Here is a 22,889-nt window from a genome sequence, read left to right as displayed (position 1 = left end):
GAACACACTCAGTCTTGACCCACGCTCAGCCTCATAACGGGCCGCTGCGCTGTCAGCCGCGGCCACGCTCACGTTTCAGTTTCTGCATCTTCCGGGTGATCATCTGCCGCTTCAACGGTTTCAGGTAGTCAATGAACAGCTTGCCATTCAGATGGTCGATCTCATGCTGGACACAGGTGGCCCAAAGCCCGTCGAATGTCTCCCGCTGAGCATTGCCGTCACGATCCATCCATTCGACCTCGACCACCTTGGGGCGGGTCACCTCGGCGTATTGGTCGGGAATCGACAGGCACCCTTCCTCATAGACGTTCGCCTCGTCCGAGGACGCCACGACTTCGGGGTTGAACATGACCAGCGGGCGCGCCGGACCGTCCTCTTCCTTGACGCAATCGAGCACGATCAGCCGATCCAGCACCCCGATCTGCGGCGCAGCAAGCCCAATACCCGGCGCAGCGTACATGGTTTCCAACATGTCATCGGCCAGCGTGCGCAACACATCGGACATATCCGGCACGGCTGCACAAACCTTCTTGAGGCGGGGATCAGGGTGGATCAGGATCGGACGTTTCATGCCGCTGATTTAGGCCATTGACGCCCGTCCTGCAACGCCCCCCTTGCGCGTGGCTGGATTGCCGTTAGCTTCGCCCGGGAACAACGGGAGTTCAGACATGGATTTTGACAAGATCATTGACCGCCGGAACACACATTGCATCAAGTGGGACATGATGGAGGATCTCTACAATGTGCCGCGCGACGAGGGCCTGTCGATGTGGGTTGCGGATATGGATTTCGCAGTTCCATCGGTGGTGACCGACAAGATGCGCGAGATGGCAGACCACGGGGTCTATGGCTATGTAAATTGCGACCGCCCCTACAAATCCGCGATCTGCTGGTGGATGCAGAACCGCCACGGATGGTCGGTCGATCCGGAGGCGATTTTCACCACAACAGGCTTGGTGAACGGCGTCGGCATGTGCTTGGACACCTACACACAACCGGGCGACGGGATCGTTCTCTTCACGCCGGTCTATCATGCTTTTGCCAAGGTCATCCGCAACGCCGGGCGCGACGTGGTGGAATGTGAACTCGCCGTCAATGACGGACGGTATGAGATGGATTTCGCGGCTTATGACGCACAGATGACCGGCACCGAGAAAATGGTCATCCTCTGCTCGCCGCATAATCCGGTTGGCCGTGTCTGGACCGAGGAAGAGCTGCGCGGCGTTGCGGATTTTGCCAAACGGCACGATCTGATCCTGCTGTCGGACGAAATTCATCACGATCTGGTCTTCGATGGTGCCACACATATCCCGATGCAGAACGCGGCGCCGGACATCACTGACCGCCTGCTCATGCTGACCGCGCCGTCCAAAACCTTCAACTTTGCAGGCATGCACACTGGGCAGGTCATCATTCCGGATCCCGATCTGCGTGCGCAATTCTCTCGCCGGATGCTGGCGCTGGCCCTCTCGCCGAATTCCCCTGGCCAATGGGCAACGGCAGCAGCCTATTCTCCCGAAGGCGCCGCCTGGGTGGATGAGCTGGTGCCCTACCTCGATGGCAATCGCCAGCTCTTCGATACTGCCGTGAACGAGATCCCGGGTCTACGCTCCACCCGTCTGGAGGCGACCTATCTCGCCTGGGTCGATTTCTCTGGCACCGGCATGAGCCGCGAGGAATTTACCAAACGGGTAGAACAGAGCGCCAAGATTGCCGCCAATCACGGTCCGAGTTTTGGCACTGGTGGCGACACTTTCCTGCGCTTCAACCTCGGCACGCAACGCGCACGGGTGGAAGAGGCTTGCGAACGGCTGCGCAACGCATTCTCCGACCTGCAATAGCAGCGTTGCGGTTGGCAAAGGCCCAGCCCATGTCAGACCAAAACGCCGCGTAGAAACGCAAAGTAGAAAAGGGGATCACGTAGTCCTGGTCCCCTTTCGAATTACTTCACTGGTTTATTTTGTTTGTCAGGTCAGCGCCAAGGCCCAGCCATGCTTACAGCCGCATGTCATCCTGTGCGATCAGTGCAACAGGCGCATCTGGCGCGCGGTAGAAATCCAGTGGAGCCTGATCCGCCGCTCGGCGTCGCACGCTTGAACTCATAGCGCATTTCACCCGCTTCTTCATCCGAAGCCACGATCAGACACTGCGATAGGTGGCGGGTTCCATCGTAGAGGTCGACCAGCCCGCGCAGCTGCGGCGCATCTGCCGCCTCTACCGAAAACCCATCTTTCCACATGCGCAGCACGGGAAAGACATGATCACCGGCAGCCACCCGCAGGCGGCTCTTGTTTTTCATACCATCCAGCCGCGCAGCATCCAGCGCGTCCTGTACCGATTGGGGAACAAATGTCGTCATGGCCGTGACCTCTCGATCTGATACCGCTCTGACATCAGCCGCCGCGCGACTGACTGCCAGAGCAGGTGGGCATTTTGCCCTGTTCCTTACAAGTGTGAACGCACAAAGGATAAAATCAAGTGAACTTTTTGAGTCATTTCCACGCGTTGGCCGCAGCACCACTTTAGGTGCGCGAGAGCAAAGCACCAGTAGCGCCCCCAACACGTCGCGCACCTGCCAGCTGTGCATTGGCGCAGGGAAGCTGCGCGCCGACGGCCATGGGCGCAGGCGTCTACGCCGCCTAGGTTACAGCGAACAATATGTATCCACAGCGCATAGGAGTTTTCGATGGGCCTCTTGATTGATGGCGTCTGGCACGACCAATGGTACGACACCGCGTCATCCGGTGGCGCGTTCAAACGCTCGCAGGCGCAGTTTCGCAATTGGGTCACCAAAGATGGACAGGCAGGACCATCCAGCAAGGGTGGCTTTGCCGCCGCAAGCGGACGCTACCATCTCTACGTTTCGCTAGCCTGCCCTTGGGCGCATCGCACACTCATCTTTCGCCAGCTAAAAGCGCTGACCGATCACATCACCGTTTCCGTTGTCCACCCGGACATGCTGGACAAGGGCTGGAGCCTTGCCAAGGACGACCATGGCGCCACCGGGGACCACCTGTTCGGATATGACCATGTGCACCAGATATACACCCGCGCCGACCCGCAATACTCCGGCCGGGTCACGGTTCCAATTCTTTGGGATAAAAAGGAAAATACCATCGTCTCAAACGAAAGCGCCGACATCATTCGCATGTTCAACAGCGCCTTTGACGAGATCACCGGCAATCACGACGACTATTGGCCGGAGGAACTGCGAGAACCGATTGAGGCCGTGAACAGCCGGGTCTATTCCACCTTGAACAACGGTGTTTATAAATGCGGTTTCGCCACCACACAGGCAGCGTATGACGCCGCGATCGACCCACTATTTGACACTTTGGACTGGCTGGAAGACATCCTGTCTGATCATCGCTTCCTTCTGGGTGACAGGCTGACCGAGGCAGACTGGCGGCTGTTTACCACGTTGGTCCGCTTCGATCCTGTCTACCATCTGCATTTCAAATGTAACCGTCGGCGCTTGATAGATTATCCGCACCTTTGGGCTTATACGCGTGCGCTTTATCAGTGGCCGGGTGTGTCAGACACCGTCGGGATGGATCACATCGTGCGCCACTATCACTACAGTCATGACACCATAAATCCTCATCGGATCATCCCAACCAATCCGCGTATCGACTGGATGGCCCCACACGGTCGCGACTGAACACCAGGACGCTCATCAACGGGGGGGCGATAATCCCCCCGATCGGGCATTCGTGGTACGCCATATGCGCAGCAACAATTCGGCAGGCCCATCGTGATTGTCTTCTAAATCTCTGAAAGTGCTGGCGCAACGCGGCGCCAATCCTACGGTCCCGGAGAGCGAATCAAGGCGGAATAACGCCAACCGGGCCCCGATAGATGTTCCGTCTCTGGCCCACTGCAGCCTGTGTGAGATGTCCAGAGTGTTCATAAAGAAATACACGTATAACGTGATTTATTTATGGGAGACTCCCCGATATTAGTGAATTGTTGATCCCGAGACGCTATGGTTGCTTTCTCGCAATTGCTGTTCCATACGGCGGTATTGGGTCGGCATATTTCTGGCCCTCGGTTCTGGTTCATTTGTTAAGGCCCAAGATGACAGGCATGCTGGATCTGACAGAGGTCCCCAAACGGGACCACGGCGGCAACCTCAGCGCCGCGATTTCCGAATTTGGTGGTGTAGCCAGCGACTGGGTCGATATCTCGACCGGGATCAACCCTGTACCCTACCCTGTCCCTGATCTGACTGCCGCGGATTGGGGCGCCCTGCCCGATCAGGCGGCAATGACTGATTTGGTGACCGCCGCGCGTCACTTCTGGAATGTGCCGCAAGAGGCTGCAGTTCTGGCAGCCCCCGGCGCCTCAGCTCTCATCGCCGCCATTCCGGCCTTGGCCGACCCCCGGTGGGTTCAGATAACACCACCAACCTACAATGAGCACGCCGCAGCCTTCGCCGCGCGCGGATGGCAGACTGTCACCGCTGGCCCCGCCGAAGCCTGTGTGCTGGTTCATCCAAACAATCCTGATGGCCGTCGCTGGAGCGCCGAAGATGTGCAGGCCCCGTTGGTCGTCATCGATGAGAGTTTCTGTGATGTCTGCCCCGCAGACAGCCTGATGCATCTGGCCAACCGCCCCGGCGTTGTTATCCTCAAGAGCTTTGGCAAATTCTGGGGCCTCGCGGGACTGCGGCTGGGGTTTGCCATTGGTGATCCCAGCCTGATCGGCAACCTCGCAGCCTGGCAAGGACCGTGGGCTGTCTCCGGCCCGGCGCTGCGCATCGGCGCCCATGCCCTAAGAGATGCCGACTGGGCAGAGACCACGCGGGCGCGCTTGCAGCAGGACGCAAAACGTCTGGACAAGATGGTGACCGGAAAAGGAGCGAAACTGGTCGGCGGCACTGATCTGTTTCGTCTGTATGACGTTGACGATGCCGCTGCATGGCAGGCCCGGCTCGCCTCCGCTCAGATCTGGACGCGTATTTTTCCATATTCCAAAACCTATCTGCGGCTTGGTCTGCCGACGGGTGAAGGTTGGGAACGGCTTGAGGCCGCTCTGTGACCACTGCTGCCCTGTTGATACCGGCGCTGCTGCTGGATGCCATTTTTGGGGAGCCGCGTTGGCTCTGGTCACGGCTGCCTCATCCTGCGGTGTTGATGGGCCGTGCTGTGTCTCTCGTCGACCAGACATTGAACACCGGAAAACAGCGCAAAGCGCGTGGCGTTCTGGCCATAACGCTTCTTGTTGTATCAGCGGGCTGGCTTGGCTGGCTGCTGACCCTGTTCGGCCCCTTGGTTCAAATCCTTATCGCCGCCATCTTGCTGGCGCAGCGGTCGCTTTGCGACCACGTCGAGGCCGTCGCCGATGGACTGCGTCTTGATCTGACAGAAGGCCGCGAGGCCGTTGCGATGATTGTCAGCCGCGACACCACCGGCATGACCACGCCGCAGATTGCCCGTTCCGCCATCGAAAGCGGGGCAGAGAATTTTTCCGACGGTGTGGTCGCCCCTGCATTCTGGTTTCTGATTGGCGGCCTGCCGGGTTTGATGATCTACAAGATCACCAATACAGCCGACAGCATGATTGGCTACAAGACGCCGCGGCACAGAAATTTCGGCTGGGCATCGGCCAGGTTGGACGACCTGCTGAACCTGATCCCGGCGCGCCTGTCCGCACTGATGATCGCCACCGTTGGCCTGGTATTGCGCAGCTGGCCTGACATTGCCCAGGATGCCCGCCGCCACCGCTCCCCGAATGCTGGCTGGCCCGAAGCCGCAATGGCGCGCGCGTTGCGGATCGCACTCGCCGGTCCGCGATCCTACGATGGGAAACTGCAGGACTTTGCTTGGGTCAACGCCAGTGGCTCCAAAAGCGCCAGCGCCCACAGCATCATGCGCTGCATACATCTTCTATGGGCTTCTTGGGCCTTTGGGCTTGCGCTAACGGTTGCCATTGCCGCGCTGTTGTAGCTAACAAGGGGCAGCACTCTCAAAAAGGACACGCCACCTGTGTTGCGCCCCAGCATTCTCGCCCTTGTCTCATTTCTGCTTCCGCTTCAGGCCCATGCGCAATGTGGCGGCGGGTTTCGCAATTTCGTTCAGCTGATGAAGGAAGAGGCGCTGACGGGGGGCTATGACAGCGCCACGGTCAATCGTTTCTTTGAGAACGTGCGCCAAGATCCCGCAGTCTTAAAGGCCGACCGCGCGCAGGGCGTGTTCCAGAAACCCTTCATCGAGTTTTCGCGCCGGTTGATCTCCAAGAGCCGCTTGGACCGTGGTCAGGCGATGTCGCGCAAATATGACGCCACATTCCGCAGGATAGAGACGACCTACGGCATTGATCGCAGCGTTTTACTCGCGTTCTGGGCCTTTGAAACCGATTACGGCGCCGTGCAGGGAAATTTCAACACGTTAAATGCGCTGGTGACCCTGGCCCATGATTGCCGTCGGCCGGAGCTGTTCCGCCCACAGGTCTTTGCCGCGCTGGAATTGTTCCGTCAGGACAACTTTGATCCGCGCCGCACCACCGGCGCCTGGGCCGGTGAAATCGGCATGGTCCAGATGCTGCCCGGTGACATTCTCGAAAACGGGGTCGATGCCGATGGTGACGGCCATGTCAGCCTCAAGACGTCCGCCCCGGATGCATTGATGTCCGGCGCAAAGATGCTCTCTCATTTGGGGTGGCGCCCAAATGAGCCCTGGTTGCAGGAGGTGACGATCCCGGCCGATCTGGACCTGAGCCTCAGTGGTGTCCACCACAAGGAGACGGTCGCTGACTGGCAGGCATTGGGCATACGCCCCCGCAGTGGTCGACTGGCGGAGCGCGGCACCAAGGCGGCGCTGATTTTGCCGCAGGGGCACAAAGGGCCTGCCTTCCTCGCCTACCCCAATTTCGACGTCTATTTCGAATGGAACCAGAGCTTTACCTATGTGCTGACTGCAGCCTATTTTGCGACCCGGCTGTCGGGCGCTGCGAGTTACGATGCAGGCAACCCCGACACCGGCCTTGCGGCAAAACAAATGGAACAGTTGCAGCGCAAGCTTCAGGCACGCGGTCATGACGTTGGTGATGTCGACGGGATCCTGGGTGCCAAGACACGTGTTGCTGTCCAAAAAGAACAACAACGCCTTGGCCTCCCCGCTGACGCCTGGCCAACACCAGCGCTGTTGGCGCGTCTCTGATCTATTGGAGGAGATCGCCCCCGGGGGCGGTTTCCGCGGGATTGTGTCTCAGGGAATTTGCGATGATCGCACCGGGAACCTCTGCCCCTCAGAGGTAATGACCACAGTGCGATCCCGGTTGGTCACATATTGATCGCAACGGGACATACCATTGACGAAAGTCACACAGACCTGACCATCCTGCGCGACACGATAGCTGCCCCATGCAGTGCCACCGCCATTCGCCGCTGAATAAGTGTAGGAATAGGCTCCGTCGTCCCCGAACAGCGCCTCACCATCATCATAAAAAACAAAAGATTGCCCCGGCAGCGCCGCAAGCGCCTCTTCGTCATAGGGCTGATCACCCACCCGCATGGCCCCATCCTGCGCCAAGACCGTGCCCGGCACTTGGATTGATCCGAGAAGTACAAAAAAGGCCAGCAGCGTGAAATGTTTCATGCTGCCAGCCTAGCGGTATTCTCTCTCGGCCCCACCTCACATTTCGGTGACAGGGCAGGTGTTGTCACCAGTTGATGAAGTCCTCGAATTCCTGAACGATCCGCGACCAATAACCGAGCAGCTCAGCAAAATCGTCGGGGTTCATGCCGGTGTCCCCCAGATACACATCCAATTCGACCCGAGCCGACCCTTCGTCCGAAATATAGGCCCGACCAAACCGGTTTTCGGTGTTCCACTCATTGATCTTGACCACACGCACGCCGCCATCTGTCTGATAGCCGGAGAAAAACTGGATCGCATCACAGTTCTTGTTGTTTTCGCAGCCGTAGAAATAGATCGAGAAATCATTGCCGTAGTAGTCGACCTTCAGCTTTGGATCGCCGACATCATCGGTGGTGACCTCAAATTCGACGCCTTCCGTTTCAAAGAAGCGCGCAAGGGTGGTCGCATCCTTGGCCAGAATGTTTTCAGCATGCCCAAGGCCCGGGAGGACAAACAGGGCAGCGGCGGTCAGTAGAGAAAGAAATTTCATTGTAAATCCTGTCATTGGCGCGCCGACGATAGAACCTGCGCCGCGTTGGAACAAGGGGTCAGGCGACCAGCGCCTCGGCTTTCTTGAGATCCACGGACACCAGTTGGCTGACACCTTTTTCCTGCATCGTGACCCCGAACAGCCGGTCCATCCGCGCCATCGTCACCGCATGGTGCGTAATGATCAGAAAGCGCGTGTCGGTCTGGCGGCACATCTCGTCCAGCAAATCGCAGAAGCGAGTGACATTGGCATCGTCCAGCGGCGCGTCCACCTCGTCCAGCACACAGATCGGCGCCGGGTTGGACAGAAACACCGCGAAAATCAGAGCCATAGCGGTCAATGTCTGCTCGCCCCCTGACAGCAGTGACAACGTCGAGAGTTTCTTGCCCGGCGGCTGGCACATGATTTCAAGCCCGGCATCCAGCGGATCATCACTTTCGACCATGACCAGATTGGCCTCCCCACCGCCGAAGAGATGAGTGAACAGCATGGTAAAGCTCGCATTCACCTCCTCAAACGCGGTCAGCAACCGTTCGCGACCTTCGCGATTGAGGCTGGCGATACCCGCCCTTAGCGTCTTCACGGCCTCTTCCAGATCAGCCTTTTCGCGCACCAATTGGTCGTGCTCGTCCTGGACCGCGCGCGCATCTTCTTCTGCACGCAGATTGACCGCTCCCAGTGCGTCGCGCTGACGCTTATGACGGTTGACCTCTGCCTCCAGCTCCTCCGCGTTCGGCATGTCTTCAGGTGTGGCATTAAGGCTGGCCAACAGATCGTCAGGTACTGTCTGCTGTTCTTCGCGAATACGCGCCTCGGCATGACCAACGGCTTCGCGGGCTGCGTCACAACGCGCCTCTGACCGGGCCCGTGCCTCGCGCGCCTCAGAGGCCAGTCGCGCGCATTCCCGCTCATTTTGAACGGCATCGCGCAGGACGGTTTCGGCACCAATCAGTGCATCTGAGGCAACCGCTTTGCGCGCTTCAGCCTCTTCAATGGCAAGGTTTAGTTCCTCGTGGGTTTCCGCAATCTCGGCAGGCACCGCATGTGCTTCTTGCAGCTCTTCCTCGGTTGCGGCACGCCGCTCCGTCAACTCGGCAATCCGCCTGTCTGCGCTTTCCAGTCGGTGGCGCCACCCGGAGAGATCCTTGGTGACCTGCTGCCCACGTGCAGTGCGGGCCTCTCCCTCACGCCGCAGCTCATCCTGCGTCGACCGATGGGTCAGCATGGTGATCCGAGCCGCTTCCACCGCCTGTTTTACGTCCTCAACCTTGGCACGCGCCTCAGCGAGGTCTTCCAGCCCTTCGACAGCCGTTTCCGCTTCCGTCAGCTGTGTCTGCGCAGCGGCGGCGTCTTCTTCATGTCGGGCAACCGCGATGCCAAGGGTTTCCAGCTTGCCTTCGGACAGATTGCGATGGCTTTCAGCCCGGCTCAGCGCGCGCGCCACGTCAGCGACGCGTTGATCGGCAACCCGGCGCGCCTGACGCGCGGCCTGATCGGCGGTGGTGACCTCCGCCAGCTTGCGCATCAGAACCTCATGCGCAGCCTTGGCCCCATCCGCGCGCGCACCGACATGCTCCATATCCTGTTTCAGCGCTTCAAGACGGTTCATCTGCTCCAGCCGTAACGCCGCTGCACTTGGCGCATCCTCAGCCCAGGCCCGGAACCCATCCCAGCGCCACAGATCGCCTTCCAGAGTAACCAGACGCTGCCCTGGCATCAGCCGCGAATGCAGATCACGTGCGGCATCCCCATCGACAAGGCCAACCTGAGAAATCCGACGATGCAGCGCATCGGGGCAACTGACATGCAGTGAGAGCGGCACCGCCCCCGCTGGTAGCGGCGCATCTCCGTCATATGGTGGCAAAGTGACCCAACCGCTCGGCCCATCAACCTCCGCCAGGGGCGCACGCAGGTCATCGGCAAGAGCCGCGCCAAGCGCTTTCTCGTATCCCGCTGCAACGCGCATCTCGTCCAGAACATGGCCGCCCTCGGCGGTATCGCGCTCCACAAGCTTCGCAAGCGCCGTCACCTCCGCCCGCAGTGCGCCCAATTCGCCCTCCGCCTCAGAGCGGCGGGCGCGGGCCTCAGCCTCGCGCGATTGGGTATCATTGCGCGCCTCGTCGGCCGCAGCGAGCGCCTCATCCGCGAGCTCAGCAGCAGCGCGCGCTTCCTCCTCGGCCTCGATCGCGGCTTCAAACGCGGCCTCTGCCTGAGCCAGTGTATCGCGGGCCTCGGCCATCGCGTCACGGGAACTGCCCCCGTCCTCCTCGGCACGAAGCAAAGCACGACGGCAATCCTCGACCTGACGCTGCGCTGATTGATGGCGCGCTGCAAGCCGCGCGACATCTTCTGTCAGGCTTGTCAGATGTTCTTCGCGGGCCTGAAGCACCGAGACTGCTTCTCGCGACCGCTCGGCTGCCTCAGCCATGCGATCATCGTGACCGATAGCGGCCCGCGCCAGTTCACGCTGTTCCCAGTCCAACCGTTCAATCGTTTCGCCTAAGCATCCCGGTTCAGCCCGCTTTCGCGCTCAATATCGCGGCCAAGCTGCGCCACACGGTTGGTCAGCGTTTCGATTGTCTGACGCGCCTGCGCTTCCTGATCACTCAGTGCATCGCGCTGAACAAACAGCCGTTGCAGCACGGCAGCAGCAATGGCTTCCTCTTCGCGCAGAGGAGGCAGTGCACTCTCAGCCTCCAGCCGCTTGCCATCAGCAACACGGGCCAGCGCCTCGGCCTTGGCCGCCTGGGTCTCGCGGCTGCGCAGGATGTCTTCAGCTTCCAGCCGCGCGTCGTCTGCCTCTCGCCAACGACGATACAGCAACATGCCCTCGGCCCGGCGCAGCTGTTCACCGATATCGCGATACCGCTGTGCCTGACGCGCCTGACGGGCCAACTGCGAGAGTTGTGCTGCGAGCTGTTCAATCACATCGTCGACGCGCAACAGGTTCTGTTCGGTGTTTTTCAGCTTCAGCTCGGCCTCGTGCCGCCGCTGGTAGAGGCCAGAGATACCTGCCGCCTCTTCCAGAATACGCCGCCGTGCCTTCGGTTTGGCATTGATCAACTCAGCAATTTGCCCCTGTCGGACCAGGGCAGGAGAATGCGCGCCAGTTGAGGCATCGGCAAACAACATCTGCACATCGCGCGCGCGCACATCTTTCCCGTTGGTCTTGTAGGCGCTGCCAACATCACGGGTGATACGGCGCAGAATTTCCAGATTGTCACTCTCGTTGAAACCAGATGGGGCCAGCCGCTCACCGTTGTCGATCTGCAGGCTGACTTCGGCAAAATTGCGGGCTGGCCTGGAACTGGTGCCCGCGAAGATCACGTCTTCCATACCGCCGCCACGCATTGCCTTTGGGCGGTTTTCGCCCATCACCCAGCGCAGCGCCTCAAGAAGGTTGGATTTGCCACAGCCGTTTGGGCCGACAACCCCGGTCAGGCCATCTGCGATCAACAGATCCGTTGGGTCCACAAAGCTCTTGAAGCCGTTCAGTCTGAGTTTCGAGAAGCGCAAGCCGATATCCTGTGATTCATTGGGATGTAAGTGTCATGGGTTTGTTACACCACTGTCAATGTGGCCGCCCCCCAAATCCGCTGGGTCAGCGTCATATCGCCACCATATATTGTGGATAACTCTTCATTACGCGGCTTCGCCGCTCCCGCAGTCCAAGCGCCCGACGAGGACAGCCTGATCGCCCAGGACATCGCGCACTGGGCAGCCGCTTGCCATTTCCATGGCACGTTGCGCGCGGTTCCGGATGGGGCCAAGGCGCGGCGCATATTGAGGATTGACGCGCACCGCCTCTGCGAGTGATCCGCGCAGGCGCACCTCAAATACGCTGCCCTCCACCGTGATCCTCTGCACCGCTTGACCACGGAAATGCGGGCTTGCCGTATCGCAGGCTGCAAGCGGAACAGCAAGAAGGAACATAAAAATAGAGCGGAATGGAACCGCTCGCCTGATAATATCACGCATCTGTATCCCTGCGCCGAATGAGACTGGGTCTTCGCTCGTCCCTTCGACCTAGCATGGAATAGGCGCGCTGTCTGCTGATTGGGCGCACATCCTCTTGCGATGACCTTGGCCCCGTGGTCATATGTTTTGACCAATCGCGCATCCAAAAGACTGACAGCATGCCCTTTCAAAAAGTACAGCCCGAAAAACTCTCAGCGTCTGTGGTGCGCCAGATTGAGCAGTTCATCCTGCGCGGAATCCTCACCCCCGGCGAAAGGCTCCCAGCCGAGCGGGAGTTGGCGGAGCGTCTGGGGGTCTCACGGCCCTCCTTGCGCGATGCGCTGGCCGAACTGCAGGACCGCGGTTTGCTGGTCTCGCGGGCGGGCGCCGGAGTGTTTGTTGCCGATGTGCTTGGCTCTGCGTTTTCACCGGCCTTGGTTCAGTTGTTTGCAAGCCATGACGAGGCGGTTTTCGACTACCTCAGCTTTCGCCGAGATATGGAAGGCCTGGCCGCCGAGCGCGCCGCCAAATACGGATCCGACTATGATCTGGAGGTGATCCAGACAATTTTTGACAAGATGGAGCAGGCCGGTGATCCCGCCATTTCAGAAGAGGCAGCCGCGCTCGACGCCCAGTTTCATTCCGCAATCATGGATGCGAGCCACAATGTGGTCATGCTGCATATGATGCGCTCGATGTTTGAGCTGCTGCGTGAAGGTGTTTTCTATAACCGTCGCGTTATGTTCCAGCAGCACACCACGCGCGATGCCCTATTGGCCCAGCACAGCGCCATCAACGCCGCGCTACAGGCCCGCGACCCGTCGGCAGCACGGGCCGCTGTTGAAACCCATCTGGATTATGTGAAACAGGCCCTGACTGACCATCAGCGCGCGCTGCGCAATGCAGAGGTGGCCAAGCAACGTCTGCAGCATGAAATCAGCAAAACCTGAGAGAGCCCATCCGCAGGTTTAAACAGCCTGTACCCCATCAGGATTTGGGTAAAGACGCCATCCACTCGGCAACGACGGCCTCGGGGTATCCTCGGTGGAAATGGGATTTCCACGGGTAGGCCGCCCGGTCAGTGCCATCCTTCAGGCGAACCCGATTGGCATCCCCCCGATCAACAGCAGGATTTCCGACTGCGATCCGATGGTCTGCAACATCTTTTGTAACAGCGCTGCACGCACCCACCAGGGCCCCCTCCCCGACAGTGACCCCCGGCAGAACAGTGGTCATCGTGGCGATCACGGCAAATGATTTGATCCGCGCACCCAGTAAAACCTCGCTCGGCGGATGCGGATCATTGGTCAGCACGACGTAGGGAAAGATCCAAACATAGTCTTCAACAACGCTCTTTTGTCCGATGTGCACGTTGCTGTGCAGCCGCACGTAGTCGCCAACTGTGCAATGACCCTGGATATCGCTCAGCGTGCCAATCTGAAACCCGCGTCCGGCCTGGGTGAGTTCGCGCACTGTGACCCGATGCCCGGTCACCAGGCCATCACCGAAGCCTGAGCTTTCGTAGAAAACGCTATGGGAGCGGATCGTCGACTCTTCCCCGATGCGCAACGGAGAGCCATCCCCCAGACGGGTTGCGACGCCCAGTTCACAATTGCTTCCGATGCTGGTCCCCGCGCCAATTTCGACGTTGTCATGAACGATCGAAAAGGGGCCGATTTCGACACTCGGGTGGATCTTGGCTTTGGGGCTGACAATGGCCGTCGGATGGGCGCGCATCTGTGACTCCTCTGGTAACCGAAAGCCCCGCCAGCGGGCAGGGTCTTGCGCTCTCTTCTATCGCTCAGCCTGCGTTCAATCCACCATTTTAGGGGAAGTAAGGATGTGCGCGGTTATCGCAGGCAACGCATTTGAATACAAAAAACCCGGCCACTTGGGCCGGGTTCTTTAACAGCGTCGATGCAAGAGCAAATTAGTGCAGCTTGGCGTCCACGTCGGCGATAGCAGCGTCGATCAGCTTGTTGGCTTCGGTCGCTGTCATCTGTTTCGAGATCACCGCATCCGCCGCTGCAATTGCAACAGTGATTGCCTGATCGCGCACTTCTTTCACCGCGGCGTCCTGCGCCGCTGTGATCTGTTCCTCGGCAGCGGTCATGCGACGCGCAATCGAGACTTCCAGGTCAGCCTTGGCTTGGTCAGCTGCTTTCGCAGCATCTTCACGCGCCGACGCAACGATCCGATCGGCCTGCGCCTGAACTTCCTGCTGCTTGCGTTCGTAAGAGGCCAGAATGGTCTGAGCTTCTTCACGCAGGGCACGGGCCTCTTCGAGGTCCTCTTGATGCCTTCGGCGCGAGCGTCCAGCTGGCCACCCAACAGACCGGGCACCTTCGCATAAAGCAGGATGCCGACGAACAGCAGGAATGCGAGCGTCACGACAAAGTCGGTGTTGCTCATCGACAGGAACGGGCCGGACGCCGCGAATGCGGGGCTGGTGGCACCAAAGGTCAGAGCAAGAGCCAGTACAGAGCGCATGTTCTTATCCTTTCATCCGGTCGGCAACCGCAGCTGCGACGGCTTTTTCGTCTGCCTTGCCACCAAAGGTGGCGACGATCTCAGCGGCGGTATCAACAGCGACGGCTTCGACGCTGGCGATGGCACCGGCCTTGATCTCGGCGATGACGGCTTCTGATTCCGCTGCCTTGGCCGCAATCTGTGCGTCTGCCTTGGCAATGGCCTCATCCAGATCTGCCTGAATTTCCGCACGGGTTTCAGCAGCGATGCGCTGAGCCTCTGCACGGGCATCTGCCAGAGCTTGGTTATAAGCGGTTTCGGCCTCTACGGCTTTGGCCTTCAGGTCTTCAGCCGCGGCGAGGTCGTTGGTAATGGTTCCCTGACGCTCGGCCAACACTGCCGCAATGCGGGGCAGCGCGATGCGCGACAGGATGAAATAGATCACGACGAGCGTGACCACGAGCCAGAAGATCTGGTTCGCATAGGTCGAGAAGTCCAGCTGCGGCATACCGCCCGAACCGTGGGCGGCCTCTGCGGCACCGTGACCTGCGTCCTGCGTCTGAGTTGCCATGTCGTCCTCCTAGGGAACTTGCCGTTACACCGGGCGGCGCGGTCATCCACACCGCCCGGCCGTAAGGAAAATGGTTCCGAAGGGTCTTAGACGGCGAACATCAGCAGCAGAGCGACCAGGAACGAGAAGATGCCCAGAGCTTCTGCAAATGCAATGCCGATGAAGAGGGTTGCGGTCTGGGAAGCAGCCGCGGAGGGGTTGCGCAGAGCGCCTGCCAGGAAGTTAGCAGCAACGTTGCCAACACCCAGTGCAGCAATACCAGTACCCATGCCAGCCAGGCCAGCGCCGATGTGTGCGAGTTCGCCTTCCATTGTGTATCTCCTTACGATTGGAAGTTGAGGATCTTATTGTTCGGACCTGACCGCGTCTTAGTGCGACGGGTGCAGCGCGTCCTTCAGGTACACGCAGGTCAGAATGGTGAACACGTAGGCCTGAATGAAGGCCACGAGAACTTCGAGTGCGTAAACCGCGGTGATGGCAAAGATCGGCAGGAAACTGAACAGGCCCAATGCGCCTGCAAAACCTGCGAATACCTTCAGAACCGCGTGGCCCGCCATCACGTTACCTGCAAGACGGATGCAGTGGCTGACAGGACGCACAAAATAGGAAATCAGTTCGATGATCGCGAGCACCGGGCGCAATGCCAGCGGTGCGGAGCCAACCCAGAACAGGCCCAGAAACTTAGTCCCGTGCAGCACGAAACCAGTCACAGTAACAGTCACGAACACCAGCATGGCCAGAACTGCTGTTACGGCAAAATGCGATGTGGTGGTGAAGCTGCCCGGGATCAGGCCCAGCATGTTCGCGGTCAGGATGAACATGAACAGGGTCATAATATAGGGGAAGAACTTCAGACCGTCTTTGCCGGTCACATCTTCGACCATTTTATAGATGAAGCCATAGGCGAGTTCGGCAACCGACTGGATGCGCGACGGGACAATCGCGCGTTTTGCAGACCCCAGAACCATCAGCGCGAAGATCGCGACAATCGCCAGACCCATCCAGAGGGTCACGTTGGTCGGGGTGTAGAAGTTCAGCTCACCTGCGCCACCCAGCGGCTTGACCAGGAACTGGTCAGTCGGATGGATCTGGAGGCCCGGAATAGCGGGGGCAAAGAACAGCCCAGACGCAAGTACCAGCAGAAAAGCTGCACCAAAGATTAGTTTGCCCATTGTCCCGTTTCTCCTGTCGCCGGGGGATCAGTCCCGGTCCTGCGCATCTTGTTCGGCCATTTCGGCCAGTTTCTTTTCCTGGATCTCTTGCGCGCTGCGGAGCATTGTCTTCACCCCGGCCGCCAGACCCAGCATCGTGAACAGCACCAGAAAGATCGGTATGGTCCCAAGCAGAAGGTCCAACCCGTATCCGATACCAAAGCCGATCATCAGACCGGCCACCAACTCAATCACCATCCGCCAAGCCTGATTGGCCGTCGAATAATGCTCATCCACGCGCGGCTTGGGCTCTTGGGCCTTACGCGCCTCTGCCAACTTGGCCTCTAGCTGCGCCAAGCGCTGCTTGTCTGGCTCTTGTGACACGGTCGCCATCCTCACGTGAATTCTGTTGCGGTGCTAAGGAGTCCTCGCCTCAGAGTCAACAACCCTGAAAGCCCTGCGACGTCGAGCGCAACTCATTGTAATTATTAAGTTATGCCTGGGGCCTATCGCATCACCTCCTGCCCATCTGGCGAACAGACGATGGTTTTTCGGTCAAAATCCATATTCAACCAAAAGGTTGATTTTATCAGAGGGCCGGTCGACGCCGGATTTTACGCAGCAGGCGACCATCGATCAGCACCAGTCCGATCAGGATCAGGCTCATCCCTGTCAGGTGCTCCAGTTTGAGCGGCTCCTGCAAGATCCAGGCCCCCATCGCCAGGGCGGAAACCGGCGCGATCAGCGTTGGCAGGGTGATATTGGTCGGCCCAACCCGAGGCAGAACCCAATAGAACAGAATGAAAGCTGCGGACGTCAGGATGAAACCGATAATGAACAATGCGCCCCAAGTCTCCAATCGGGTGATCACCGGCAGACCTTCGGCCCAAATCGCCAGCGGCGTGATGGCCGCAGTGGCCCCGGTCAAGGCAACAGCGACAAGGACCACGGGATCAATATCACGGAACTGGCGGGCAATATTGACCGAAAACGCGTAACACAGCGGCGCGCAAAGCGTAACAAGCACAGCCCAGACCTCGGACTGGCGTCCGCCCTGCAGCAGCGGCCACGACAAGACTAGAATACCAAGAAAGCCGAAAACCACGCCCAGTGATTTCTGCCAGGTCGCCCGCTCTCCACCCGGCCAGAAATGCGCTACCATAACAGCAAGCGCCGGGGTAAACGCATTCAGGATCCCGGCCACGCCGCTGGCAATATGCTGCTGTCCCAGCGCGTAGAAGGCAAAGGGCGCCGCATAGCTCAGGACACCAAAACCAAACAGCGCCAGCCAACGCCGTGGTTGGTCCGGCACCCGCTTACGCGCCGCCACGACATAGATCCAACATCCCAGCGCACCAAAGCCAACCCGCCCCATGGACACCGACAATGGTCCCAGCTCGCGCAGCAAAACAGCATTGAACATGAAGGACATGCCCCAGCCGATCCCCAGTACAAAGATCGCCGCCCAGTATTTCAATGCCATATCATGTCTCTTTCGCGCTCTGTCGTCGTTGCCGGTGATATGCGGCTAGCGGCTTGGGATTGTCGACCCGCATCTTGCGGTTTAGGTGTGTCGGCATGAGCGATCCTCTTGATACCGTATTTGCCGCCCTTGCGGACCCAACCCGGCGCAGCATTCTGACCATGCTGCTGGAGGACGACATGGCCGTCACAGATGTTGCTGAACCGTTTGACATGTCGCTTGCGGCGATCTCCAAACACCTGATGATCCTGACACGAGCAGGCCTCATTGCGCAGGAAAAACGTGGCCGCGTGAAGTGGTGCAAACTGCAGCCGGACGCCATGCGGTCCGCCTCCGTCTGGATGCAGGGGTTTGGTCAGTTCGAACCCGTCAATCTGGACGCATTTGAGCGCTTTCTGGAAACCGAACTCGGCCGCCCGACAGCAGATCCATCCTCCGAGTGAGGCGGGTTAGCCTGATTGCGTAGTCGGCACTGCGCTGCGCCCCTCCTGTAGCAGCAACCAAAGCGCCCAGATGGTGCAAACCACGCCCAGCGCCACGATGCCACTAGGGGCCGGACGGCCCAGCGCAATTTCCCACAAGATGACCCAGCTTGGGGTCAGATAGGTATAGGCCATGACCTTGGCTGAGGGCAGATGAAGCGTTGCATATTGCAGCAGAACAAAGGTGGCGGCACTGGCGATCAGCGCGACATAGAGCAGGACCACCCAGACAAGCGGTGACAGCCCGGTCCAATCCGTGGCGCGAATGTCGCCCCAGCCGACAACCAACAGGATTATTGCGCCCGCGACCAACATCCCGAAGGTGAACACCACCGCGGGCTCGCCCCGGTTCAGCAAGCGCACCATCGGCGTATAGGCGGCGTGGGCCACACATCCCCAGAAATATATCATCTCTCCACGGCCAATTTCAAAGGCCCAGATGGCCGACAGGTCGCCGCGAAAAATCACCCAGATTGCCCCCACAGCACCAATCGCCAACGCCAGCGCCATCCGCCATGTCGTGATCTGGCGTAGCAGGATCCATCCGAATACCCCACTCAGCACCGGTGTAAGTGTAAATACCGCAGCCGCACTCACTGGCGCGGCGGTTTGCAATCCGTAGAACATCAGCACGAAGTAGATGGCAAACAGCCCCCCCAGCACGAGGAAACGCCAAGGCGCCACAAAATCCTTTCGGCGCAGGCCATGGGTGAGCTGTGCCGCAATGCCGATCACCACCGCAGCAATCACAAACCGAATGGCATTGAGGGCCATGGGAGCGATGTCATTGGCCACCATCGCGCCAAGCGAAAACGATCCGGCCACCAAGGCCGAGAACACCAGCATTGCGAGATGACCGCGATAGCTCGGTGTCATGCGGTCCAGGCCTTGGCTTCGGCTTTCAGGAAGCTGAGGAAACTCTGCACCTTGGTCGTGCGGTGCAGATCAACATGGGTGACAAGCCACAATTCGCCCGCCCACTCTGGCAGGGGTTCCATCATCTGGGTCAACCCAGGATGCCGCTCCGCCTCCCAGCGGGTCAGGAAACCAATCCCCGCTCCTGCCAGCAGAGCCTCCTGCATCGAGACGGCGTTCACGCAGCGAAACGACAGCGCACTCTCGGGCGCGTGGGCACGCAGCCAGCGGGAATAAGGCGCCCGGCTATCTATGTCGTCATTGCAGATGAACCGATGGTTGGACATATCGTCCAGCCCTTTCAGCGGACCGAACCGTTCAATATAGGAGGCACTGGCGTAAAGCCCGTGTTGTTGCCGCATGAAGGGCTGAACCACATTGTCGGGCTGTTCCGGCGGAGATCCGGCGCGGATCGCGACATGCGCCTCCCCGTATTCCAGCCGAAACAGGCGGCTACCGGTCAGAAAGCGGATCACCAACTCGGGGTGTTGACGCTGAAATTCCGTGAGCGCGGGAACCAGCAGTGTCGACATCGAGGACAGCGAGGTCACGACCAATTCGCCGGATACCGCATCCCCATGCCCCTTGAGCCGACCAACCAGCTGACCAAACTGATCGTCCGTGGCCTGCGCCACCCGCAGCAGATCTTGGCTAAGCCTCTGTCGGGGTGTAGCCACGCGCGTGGCGCTGGAACAGCTTGACGCCGAGACGCGCCTCAATCGCATCGACGTGGCGGATGACTGTCGCGTGATGGACGCCCAACACCTCGGCGGCGCCGCTCACGGTTCCCATCCGAGCCACCTGATAGGCGGTGCGTACCTCGTCCCAGTTTTCCATGATCACCTCTCATCTGCGTATCACTTGCCGCAACCATGCACATTCCACAGGCTCTAGCCAGAGAAAGGTTCAAATTTGCGCAGTGGTCACAAATTGCCCTGCCACATCAGACCCAGGTGATTGTGACGTTCAATCGATCCATCACCTCCAGAAATACCTGTCGCGTCAGGGCAACGGTGCGATCATTCACCAACGGATGCATGTAGATCACATCCGCCTGCTGCGCAGCCTTGTCCATATAAAAGTGCACATCCTGATTGACCCCGTTGACCATCGCCAGTGGCGTCACAGCGCCGGGGCGCACACCCAGGGTTTCCAGCAGGCGATCAGCTGATCCAAATGACAGTTTGCCTAGTCCCAGATCAGCCGCCAGCGCTTTCAAATCGACATCGCGGTCCTGCTCAAGGCTGACCAGATGATTGCGTTTCTTCTTGTCCCGCAGGTAGAGGTTCTTAAGCCGCAGCGCGCGCTCCCCTGCCTGCATGAAGCCCGCTTCTACCGCCTTCGCGTCCTCGACAGTGCGCAGTGGCACATGACTGTGCAGCCGGTAGCTAATGCCCCACGCATCCAGCTGCGCCAAAAGTTTGTCGGAAGAAACAGGCAAGCTGTCTTGAAACTGGGATGATGCGTCCACCGTGGCCTCATTGATCTGCACAAATGATATCGCCCGCAGATCAATGCGAAACACGAGGGCATGCAAGAGGGAACATCGATATTCCGCCTGCTTTCTCATCAGCGTTTCGTCAGCGCCCGCCACCTGCCGCAGATGATGTGCGGCGCGCCTCTTCGTAGTGATCGAACCCGCTTGAGAACCAGGCCGTTCCGCGAGTTGCGCTGGCAAGGCTGCTACAGAGCTGGTCCTGAACCGCCACCGGCAGCAGGGTTTCAAACACGTCCCAGCCTGCGGCCTCGGGGTGGGCTGCGAAACCAAGTATCTGCCCCTGCATCCCGCTGACCACTGGGACAAGCCCACCAGTGAAGACTGAAGGAACGTGGATCTCCACCCGCATGATGGGTTGCAGTACCACCGACCCCGCCTCCGCCACCGCCTCACGAACCGCAGATTTGCCCGCCGTACGAAACGCGTAGTCCGAACTGTCAACGGAGTGGTGCTTGCCATCCTTCAGGGTCACCTGCACATCGACAACAGGATGGCCACTGGCACCCGCCTTCAACGCCTCGCGCGCACCCGCCTCCACCGACGGAATGTAGCCCTTTGGCACCGCACCGCCTTTGACCTCATCGGTAAAATGGAAACCCGACCCGCGCGCGGCCGGTGCGATGCTCAGCACCACATCGGCAAACTGACCAGCTCCGCCAGATTGTTTACGGTGGCGATGATGGATTGTGACCGGCCGCGTGATGGTCTCCCGCAGGGCGGGCGGCACAGGTTCATCTCCCACCTCGATACCGAACGAGTCGTTTAGCAGCCCCAGGATACGGCGCAAATGCAGCGGCCCTTGCAGGTGAAGCAGCGCGTGCCCGCTGATCTCATCCTGTTCGACCAGCATCCCGGTATCAATCTCAGCAATGCGCTCCAGCGCCGCAGTCAGCCGGACATCATCGCGATCGTGCACGGGCGTGACGATCCGCTGATAACTCGACGGGCGCGGTTGGGCCCACTGCGGCAATTGCGCGGCACGGTTTTCCAGATAGGCGTAGCCAAGGCTCAGATGATCCGATTTCACAACTTGCGCGATATCCCCCGGTGCAAGGTCACCCGAACCGGAGGGGGATGGGTTGCGGCCATTGCCAGCAGCGCGCCCGGTTGCAGGCGCGCTTGGGCCGGTTTTCGCAGCCGTACCCTCCCCCTCAACTGCGTCATCGCTCCAAGGTTGCCACCTCCAACCTGCGCCCCCGCTCCCACCGATTGGCTCAGCGCGCGGACGACGACCGTCTTGCCGAGATGTTTAACAAGGTCTCCGATACACCCCACGGCCAGAGGCTGCCCGTCCGCTGCCAACCGCTGTGCTGCGACCTCGACCGCGGGGGCCTCATGGCGCAGGGATTTCATCAGACGCAGGATACCGTTGCGATGAAGCGCAGACCCCAAAAGCGCCGGGATCAAATCGTTATGCTGCAAGACACGGGTGGCCACATCATAGACCGCTTCTGTCAGCGGCTTGCGGTCTTCGATCAATTGCTCCAGCAGATCGTCGTCATAGTCGGCCAAGGCTTCCAGCATTTCTCCCCGCGCCTGACGTTCGCGGGCATGGATGCTATCCGGGAAAGCCACCAGGGCTGAGGGCTGCCCCTCCTGATATTTCCACGCCCGTTCGGATATCAGATCCACCGCCCCGATCACCTCCCCCCAGTCCGCATCGGTATCTGGCGCAGGACGATATTATGCCGACAATAGGTTTGCAGCGCGGCGACGATATCGGCCACCCGCCCAGCGGCCTGATCCATACGGTTGATAAAAAGAAAGGCGGGAATGCCCGCCTCTTCGACCATCCTGAGATAAGGCGCGGCCAAAACCCCGGCAGATGGATCCGCCGACACGCAAACAACCGCCGCATCGCTGGCTGCCAACGCGGGCCCCGCCGTCGCCAAGTTCTCAACCCCGCTTAAGCAATATCAATCACGCCCCAGGCCTCATCCATGAACGGAAACGCTCTCAACTCCACAACACCTGTGGCCTGCTGCGGCTTCTGCTCTGGCTCCTGAAGTGTCGCTAGGGCTTTTGCCAGCTCAGTCTTGCCGGAATGAGAGGGGCCGATAACTGTAAACACACGCATCTGTCTTGATCCTTCTGTGGCTGCAAAGCCGCCCGATGAAGGAATGCGACAGGAACGCCGCACCAGATGCCTTGAGAATAGCTGCCTCTGCAGTGGGGGCTTGGCTGACCCATGTTTTTGTTCATGTCTGACATCTACCAAAGAGCCATCGCATAG

General features: G+C 59.6%; 23 protein-coding genes and 4 pseudogenes. 7 read left to right on the top strand and 20 right to left on the bottom strand.

Annotated features, from left to right (window positions below):
• Positions 1–52 precede the first annotated feature (52 nt).
• Positions 53–571: a peptide deformylase gene (gene def, locus L0Z65_RS15800; RefSeq protein WP_096872729.1), complete on the bottom strand. Its 519-nt coding sequence runs from the start codon at positions 569–571 to the stop codon at positions 53–55.
• Positions 572–668: 97 nt separating this feature from the next.
• On the opposite strand from def, the gene L0Z65_RS15795 reads away from it, so the two are divergent.
• Positions 669–1,841: a MalY/PatB family protein gene (locus tag L0Z65_RS15795; protein ID WP_405109123.1), complete on the top strand. Its 1,173-nt coding sequence runs from the start codon at positions 669–671 to the stop codon at positions 1,839–1,841.
• Between the two features lie 154 nt (positions 1,842–1,995).
• Here the strand turns inward: L0Z65_RS15795 and L0Z65_RS15790 are convergent.
• Positions 1,996–2,359 (bottom strand): annotated as a pseudogene (locus tag L0Z65_RS15790) (hypothetical protein).
• Positions 2,360–2,686: 327 nt separating this feature from the next.
• Between L0Z65_RS15790 and L0Z65_RS15785 the strand changes: the two are divergent.
• From L0Z65_RS15785 to L0Z65_RS15770, 4 genes are all read left to right on the top strand, one after another.
• Positions 2,687–3,661, top strand: a complete 975-nt coding sequence (locus L0Z65_RS15785) for a glutathione S-transferase family protein (RefSeq protein ID WP_405109120.1) — start codon at positions 2,687–2,689, stop codon at positions 3,659–3,661.
• Positions 3,662–4,086: 425 nt separating this feature from the next.
• Positions 4,087–5,040 (top strand): threonine-phosphate decarboxylase CobD, encoded by a 954-nt coding sequence (gene cobD, locus L0Z65_RS15780; protein WP_405109117.1) that lies wholly within the window; start codon positions 4,087–4,089, stop codon positions 5,038–5,040.
• Positions 5,037–5,948: an adenosylcobinamide-phosphate synthase CbiB gene (gene cbiB, locus L0Z65_RS15775; protein WP_102896170.1), complete on the top strand. Its 912-nt coding sequence runs from the start codon at positions 5,037–5,039 to the stop codon at positions 5,946–5,948. Before cobD ends, cbiB begins: the two co-directional genes overlap by 4 nt.
• A gap of 39 nt (positions 5,949–5,987) precedes the next feature.
• Entirely contained in the window at positions 5,988–7,160 is a 1,173-nt protein-coding gene (locus tag L0Z65_RS15770; protein ID WP_405109113.1) for a lytic murein transglycosylase, read from the top strand.
• 48 nt (positions 7,161–7,208) lie between these two features.
• On the opposite strand, the gene L0Z65_RS15765 is transcribed toward L0Z65_RS15770, so the two are convergent.
• The 4 genes and pseudogenes from L0Z65_RS15765 to L0Z65_RS15750 form a co-directional block, all read right to left on the bottom strand.
• Positions 7,209–7,598: a hypothetical protein gene (locus L0Z65_RS15765; protein ID WP_405109110.1), complete on the bottom strand. Its 390-nt coding sequence runs from the start codon at positions 7,596–7,598 to the stop codon at positions 7,209–7,211.
• Between the two features lie 64 nt (positions 7,599–7,662).
• A complete protein-coding gene (locus L0Z65_RS15760; protein WP_096872736.1) occupies positions 7,663–8,130 on the bottom strand; it encodes a YbjN domain-containing protein in 468 nt (155 codons plus the stop codon).
• A gap of 58 nt (positions 8,131–8,188) precedes the next feature.
• Positions 8,189–11,646, bottom strand: a pseudogene (locus tag L0Z65_RS15755) (chromosome segregation SMC family protein).
• 126 nt (positions 11,647–11,772) lie between these two features.
• Positions 11,773–12,108 (bottom strand): hypothetical protein, encoded by a 336-nt coding sequence (locus L0Z65_RS15750; protein WP_096872738.1) that lies wholly within the window; start codon positions 12,106–12,108, stop codon positions 11,773–11,775.
• Between the two features lie 158 nt (positions 12,109–12,266).
• Here L0Z65_RS15750 and L0Z65_RS15745 point away from each other — a divergent pair, with 158 nt between their 5' ends.
• Positions 12,267–13,037: a FadR/GntR family transcriptional regulator gene (locus L0Z65_RS15745; RefSeq protein WP_096872739.1), complete on the top strand. Its 771-nt coding sequence runs from the start codon at positions 12,267–12,269 to the stop codon at positions 13,035–13,037.
• A gap of 37 nt (positions 13,038–13,074) precedes the next feature.
• On the opposite strand, the gene L0Z65_RS15740 is transcribed toward L0Z65_RS15745, so the two are convergent.
• The 7 genes and pseudogenes from L0Z65_RS15740 to L0Z65_RS15710 form a co-directional block, all read right to left on the bottom strand.
• Positions 13,075–13,824, bottom strand: a complete 750-nt coding sequence (locus tag L0Z65_RS15740; RefSeq protein WP_405109105.1) for an N-acetyltransferase — start codon at positions 13,822–13,824, stop codon at positions 13,075–13,077.
• Positions 13,825–14,017: 193 nt separating this feature from the next.
• Positions 14,018–14,577 (bottom strand): annotated as a pseudogene (locus L0Z65_RS15735) (F0F1 ATP synthase subunit B).
• A gap of 4 nt (positions 14,578–14,581) precedes the next feature.
• Positions 14,582–15,127, bottom strand: a complete 546-nt coding sequence (locus tag L0Z65_RS15730; protein ID WP_014876090.1) for a F0F1 ATP synthase subunit B' — start codon at positions 15,125–15,127, stop codon at positions 14,582–14,584.
• An 86-nt stretch (positions 15,128–15,213) separates the two neighbouring features.
• Positions 15,214–15,438 carry a F0F1 ATP synthase subunit C gene (locus L0Z65_RS15725; protein ID WP_008562443.1) on the bottom strand — a complete coding sequence of 75 codons (225 nt, stop codon included), beginning with the start codon at positions 15,436–15,438 and terminating at the stop codon, positions 15,214–15,216.
• 57 nt (positions 15,439–15,495) lie between these two features.
• Complete coding sequence (locus L0Z65_RS15720; protein ID WP_040176175.1) at positions 15,496–16,299, bottom strand: F0F1 ATP synthase subunit A; 804 nt, start codon at positions 16,297–16,299, stop codon at positions 15,496–15,498.
• A 27-nt stretch (positions 16,300–16,326) separates the two neighbouring features.
• Positions 16,327–16,671 (bottom strand): AtpZ/AtpI family protein, encoded by a 345-nt coding sequence (locus L0Z65_RS15715; RefSeq protein WP_014876092.1) that lies wholly within the window; start codon positions 16,669–16,671, stop codon positions 16,327–16,329.
• A 196-nt stretch (positions 16,672–16,867) separates the two neighbouring features.
• Entirely contained in the window at positions 16,868–17,761 is an 894-nt protein-coding gene (locus tag L0Z65_RS15710) for a DMT family transporter (protein WP_405109100.1), read from the bottom strand.
• A 95-nt stretch (positions 17,762–17,856) separates the two neighbouring features.
• Between L0Z65_RS15710 and L0Z65_RS15705 the strand changes: the two genes are divergently transcribed.
• The gene (locus tag L0Z65_RS15705) at positions 17,857–18,204 is read left to right on the top strand and encodes an ArsR/SmtB family transcription factor (RefSeq protein WP_405109097.1); all 348 of its coding nucleotides are present in this window, start codon (positions 17,857–17,859) and stop codon (positions 18,202–18,204) included.
• Between the two features lie 6 nt (positions 18,205–18,210).
• Here the strand turns inward: L0Z65_RS15705 and L0Z65_RS15700 are convergent, their stop codons facing one another.
• From L0Z65_RS15700 to L0Z65_RS15670, 7 genes and pseudogenes are all read right to left on the bottom strand, one after another.
• The gene (locus tag L0Z65_RS15700; protein ID WP_405109094.1) at positions 18,211–19,119 is read right to left on the bottom strand and encodes a DMT family transporter; all 909 of its coding nucleotides are present in this window, start codon (positions 19,117–19,119) and stop codon (positions 18,211–18,213) included.
• Positions 19,116–19,995: pseudogene (locus L0Z65_RS15695) on the bottom strand (LysR family transcriptional regulator). Before L0Z65_RS15695 ends, L0Z65_RS15700 begins: the two are co-directional and overlap by 4 nt.
• Before the next feature lie 106 nt (positions 19,996–20,101).
• Positions 20,102–20,629: a prolyl-tRNA synthetase associated domain-containing protein gene (locus L0Z65_RS15690; RefSeq protein WP_096873220.1), complete on the bottom strand. Its 528-nt coding sequence runs from the start codon at positions 20,627–20,629 to the stop codon at positions 20,102–20,104.
• Positions 20,630–20,738: 109 nt separating this feature from the next.
• The gene (locus L0Z65_RS15685) at positions 20,739–21,683 is read right to left on the bottom strand and encodes a hypothetical protein (RefSeq protein WP_405109091.1); all 945 of its coding nucleotides are present in this window, start codon (positions 21,681–21,683) and stop codon (positions 20,739–20,741) included.
• Positions 21,680–22,288 (bottom strand): hypothetical protein, encoded by a 609-nt coding sequence (locus tag L0Z65_RS15680; RefSeq protein ID WP_405109088.1) that lies wholly within the window; start codon positions 22,286–22,288, stop codon positions 21,680–21,682. Before L0Z65_RS15680 ends, L0Z65_RS15685 begins: the two co-directional genes overlap by 4 nt.
• Before the next feature lie 8 nt (positions 22,289–22,296).
• Positions 22,297–22,527 carry a hypothetical protein gene (locus L0Z65_RS15675; protein ID WP_405109085.1) on the bottom strand — a complete coding sequence of 77 codons (231 nt, stop codon included), beginning with the start codon at positions 22,525–22,527 and terminating at the stop codon, positions 22,297–22,299.
• Positions 22,528–22,562: 35 nt separating this feature from the next.
• A complete protein-coding gene (locus L0Z65_RS15670) occupies positions 22,563–22,733 on the bottom strand; it encodes a hypothetical protein (protein ID WP_405109082.1) in 171 nt (56 codons plus the stop codon).
• Positions 22,734–22,889 lie beyond the last annotated feature (156 nt).

The sequence above is a fragment of the Phaeobacter sp. BS52 genome (genome assembly GCF_045040595.1).
Lineage (GTDB): Bacteria > Pseudomonadota > Alphaproteobacteria > Rhodobacterales > Rhodobacteraceae > Phaeobacter > Phaeobacter piscinae.
Note: the sequence above shows the minus strand (reverse complement) of the source record. Positions and strands in the feature narration are given on the sequence as shown.

Bases quoted from the DNA above. Each gene is read 5' to 3' on its own strand.
- def (WP_096872729.1), bottom strand. From the start codon at position 571: ATGAAACGTCCGATCCTGATCCACCCTGATCCCCGCCTCAAGAAGGTT.
- L0Z65_RS15795 (WP_405109123.1), top strand. From the start codon at position 669: ATGGATTTTGACAAGATCATTGACCGCCGGAACACACATTGCATCAAG.
- L0Z65_RS15785 (WP_405109120.1), top strand. From the start codon at position 2,687: ATGGGCCTCTTGATTGATGGCGTCTGGCACGACCAATGGTACGACACC.
- cobD (WP_405109117.1), top strand. From the start codon at position 4,087: ATGCTGGATCTGACAGAGGTCCCCAAACGGGACCACGGCGGCAACCTC.
- L0Z65_RS15765 (WP_405109110.1), bottom strand. From the start codon at position 7,598: ATGAAACATTTCACGCTGCTGGCCTTTTTTGTACTTCTCGGATCAATC.
- L0Z65_RS15760 (WP_096872736.1), bottom strand. From the start codon at position 8,130: ATGAAATTTCTTTCTCTACTGACCGCCGCTGCCCTGTTTGTCCTCCCG.
- L0Z65_RS15750 (WP_096872738.1), bottom strand. From the start codon at position 12,108: ATGCGTGATATTATCAGGCGAGCGGTTCCATTCCGCTCTATTTTTATG.
- L0Z65_RS15745 (WP_096872739.1), top strand. From the start codon at position 12,267: ATGCCCTTTCAAAAAGTACAGCCCGAAAAACTCTCAGCGTCTGTGGTG.
- L0Z65_RS15740 (WP_405109105.1), bottom strand. From the start codon at position 13,824: ATGCGCGCCCATCCGACGGCCATTGTCAGCCCCAAAGCCAAGATCCAC.
- L0Z65_RS15730 (WP_014876090.1), bottom strand. From the start codon at position 15,127: ATGGCAACTCAGACGCAGGACGCAGGTCACGGTGCCGCAGAGGCCGCC.
- L0Z65_RS15725 (WP_008562443.1), bottom strand. From the start codon at position 15,438: ATGGAAGGCGAACTCGCACACATCGGCGCTGGCCTGGCTGGCATGGGT.
- L0Z65_RS15720 (WP_040176175.1), bottom strand. From the start codon at position 16,299: ATGGGCAAACTAATCTTTGGTGCAGCTTTTCTGCTGGTACTTGCGTCT.
- L0Z65_RS15715 (WP_014876092.1), bottom strand. From the start codon at position 16,671: ATGGCGACCGTGTCACAAGAGCCAGACAAGCAGCGCTTGGCGCAGCTA.
- L0Z65_RS15710 (WP_405109100.1), bottom strand. From the start codon at position 17,761: ATGGCATTGAAATACTGGGCGGCGATCTTTGTACTGGGGATCGGCTGG.
- L0Z65_RS15705 (WP_405109097.1), top strand. From the start codon at position 17,857: ATGAGCGATCCTCTTGATACCGTATTTGCCGCCCTTGCGGACCCAACC.
- L0Z65_RS15700 (WP_405109094.1), bottom strand. From the start codon at position 19,119: ATGACACCGAGCTATCGCGGTCATCTCGCAATGCTGGTGTTCTCGGCC.
- L0Z65_RS15670 (WP_405109082.1), bottom strand. From the start codon at position 22,733: ATGCGTGTGTTTACAGTTATCGGCCCCTCTCATTCCGGCAAGACTGAG.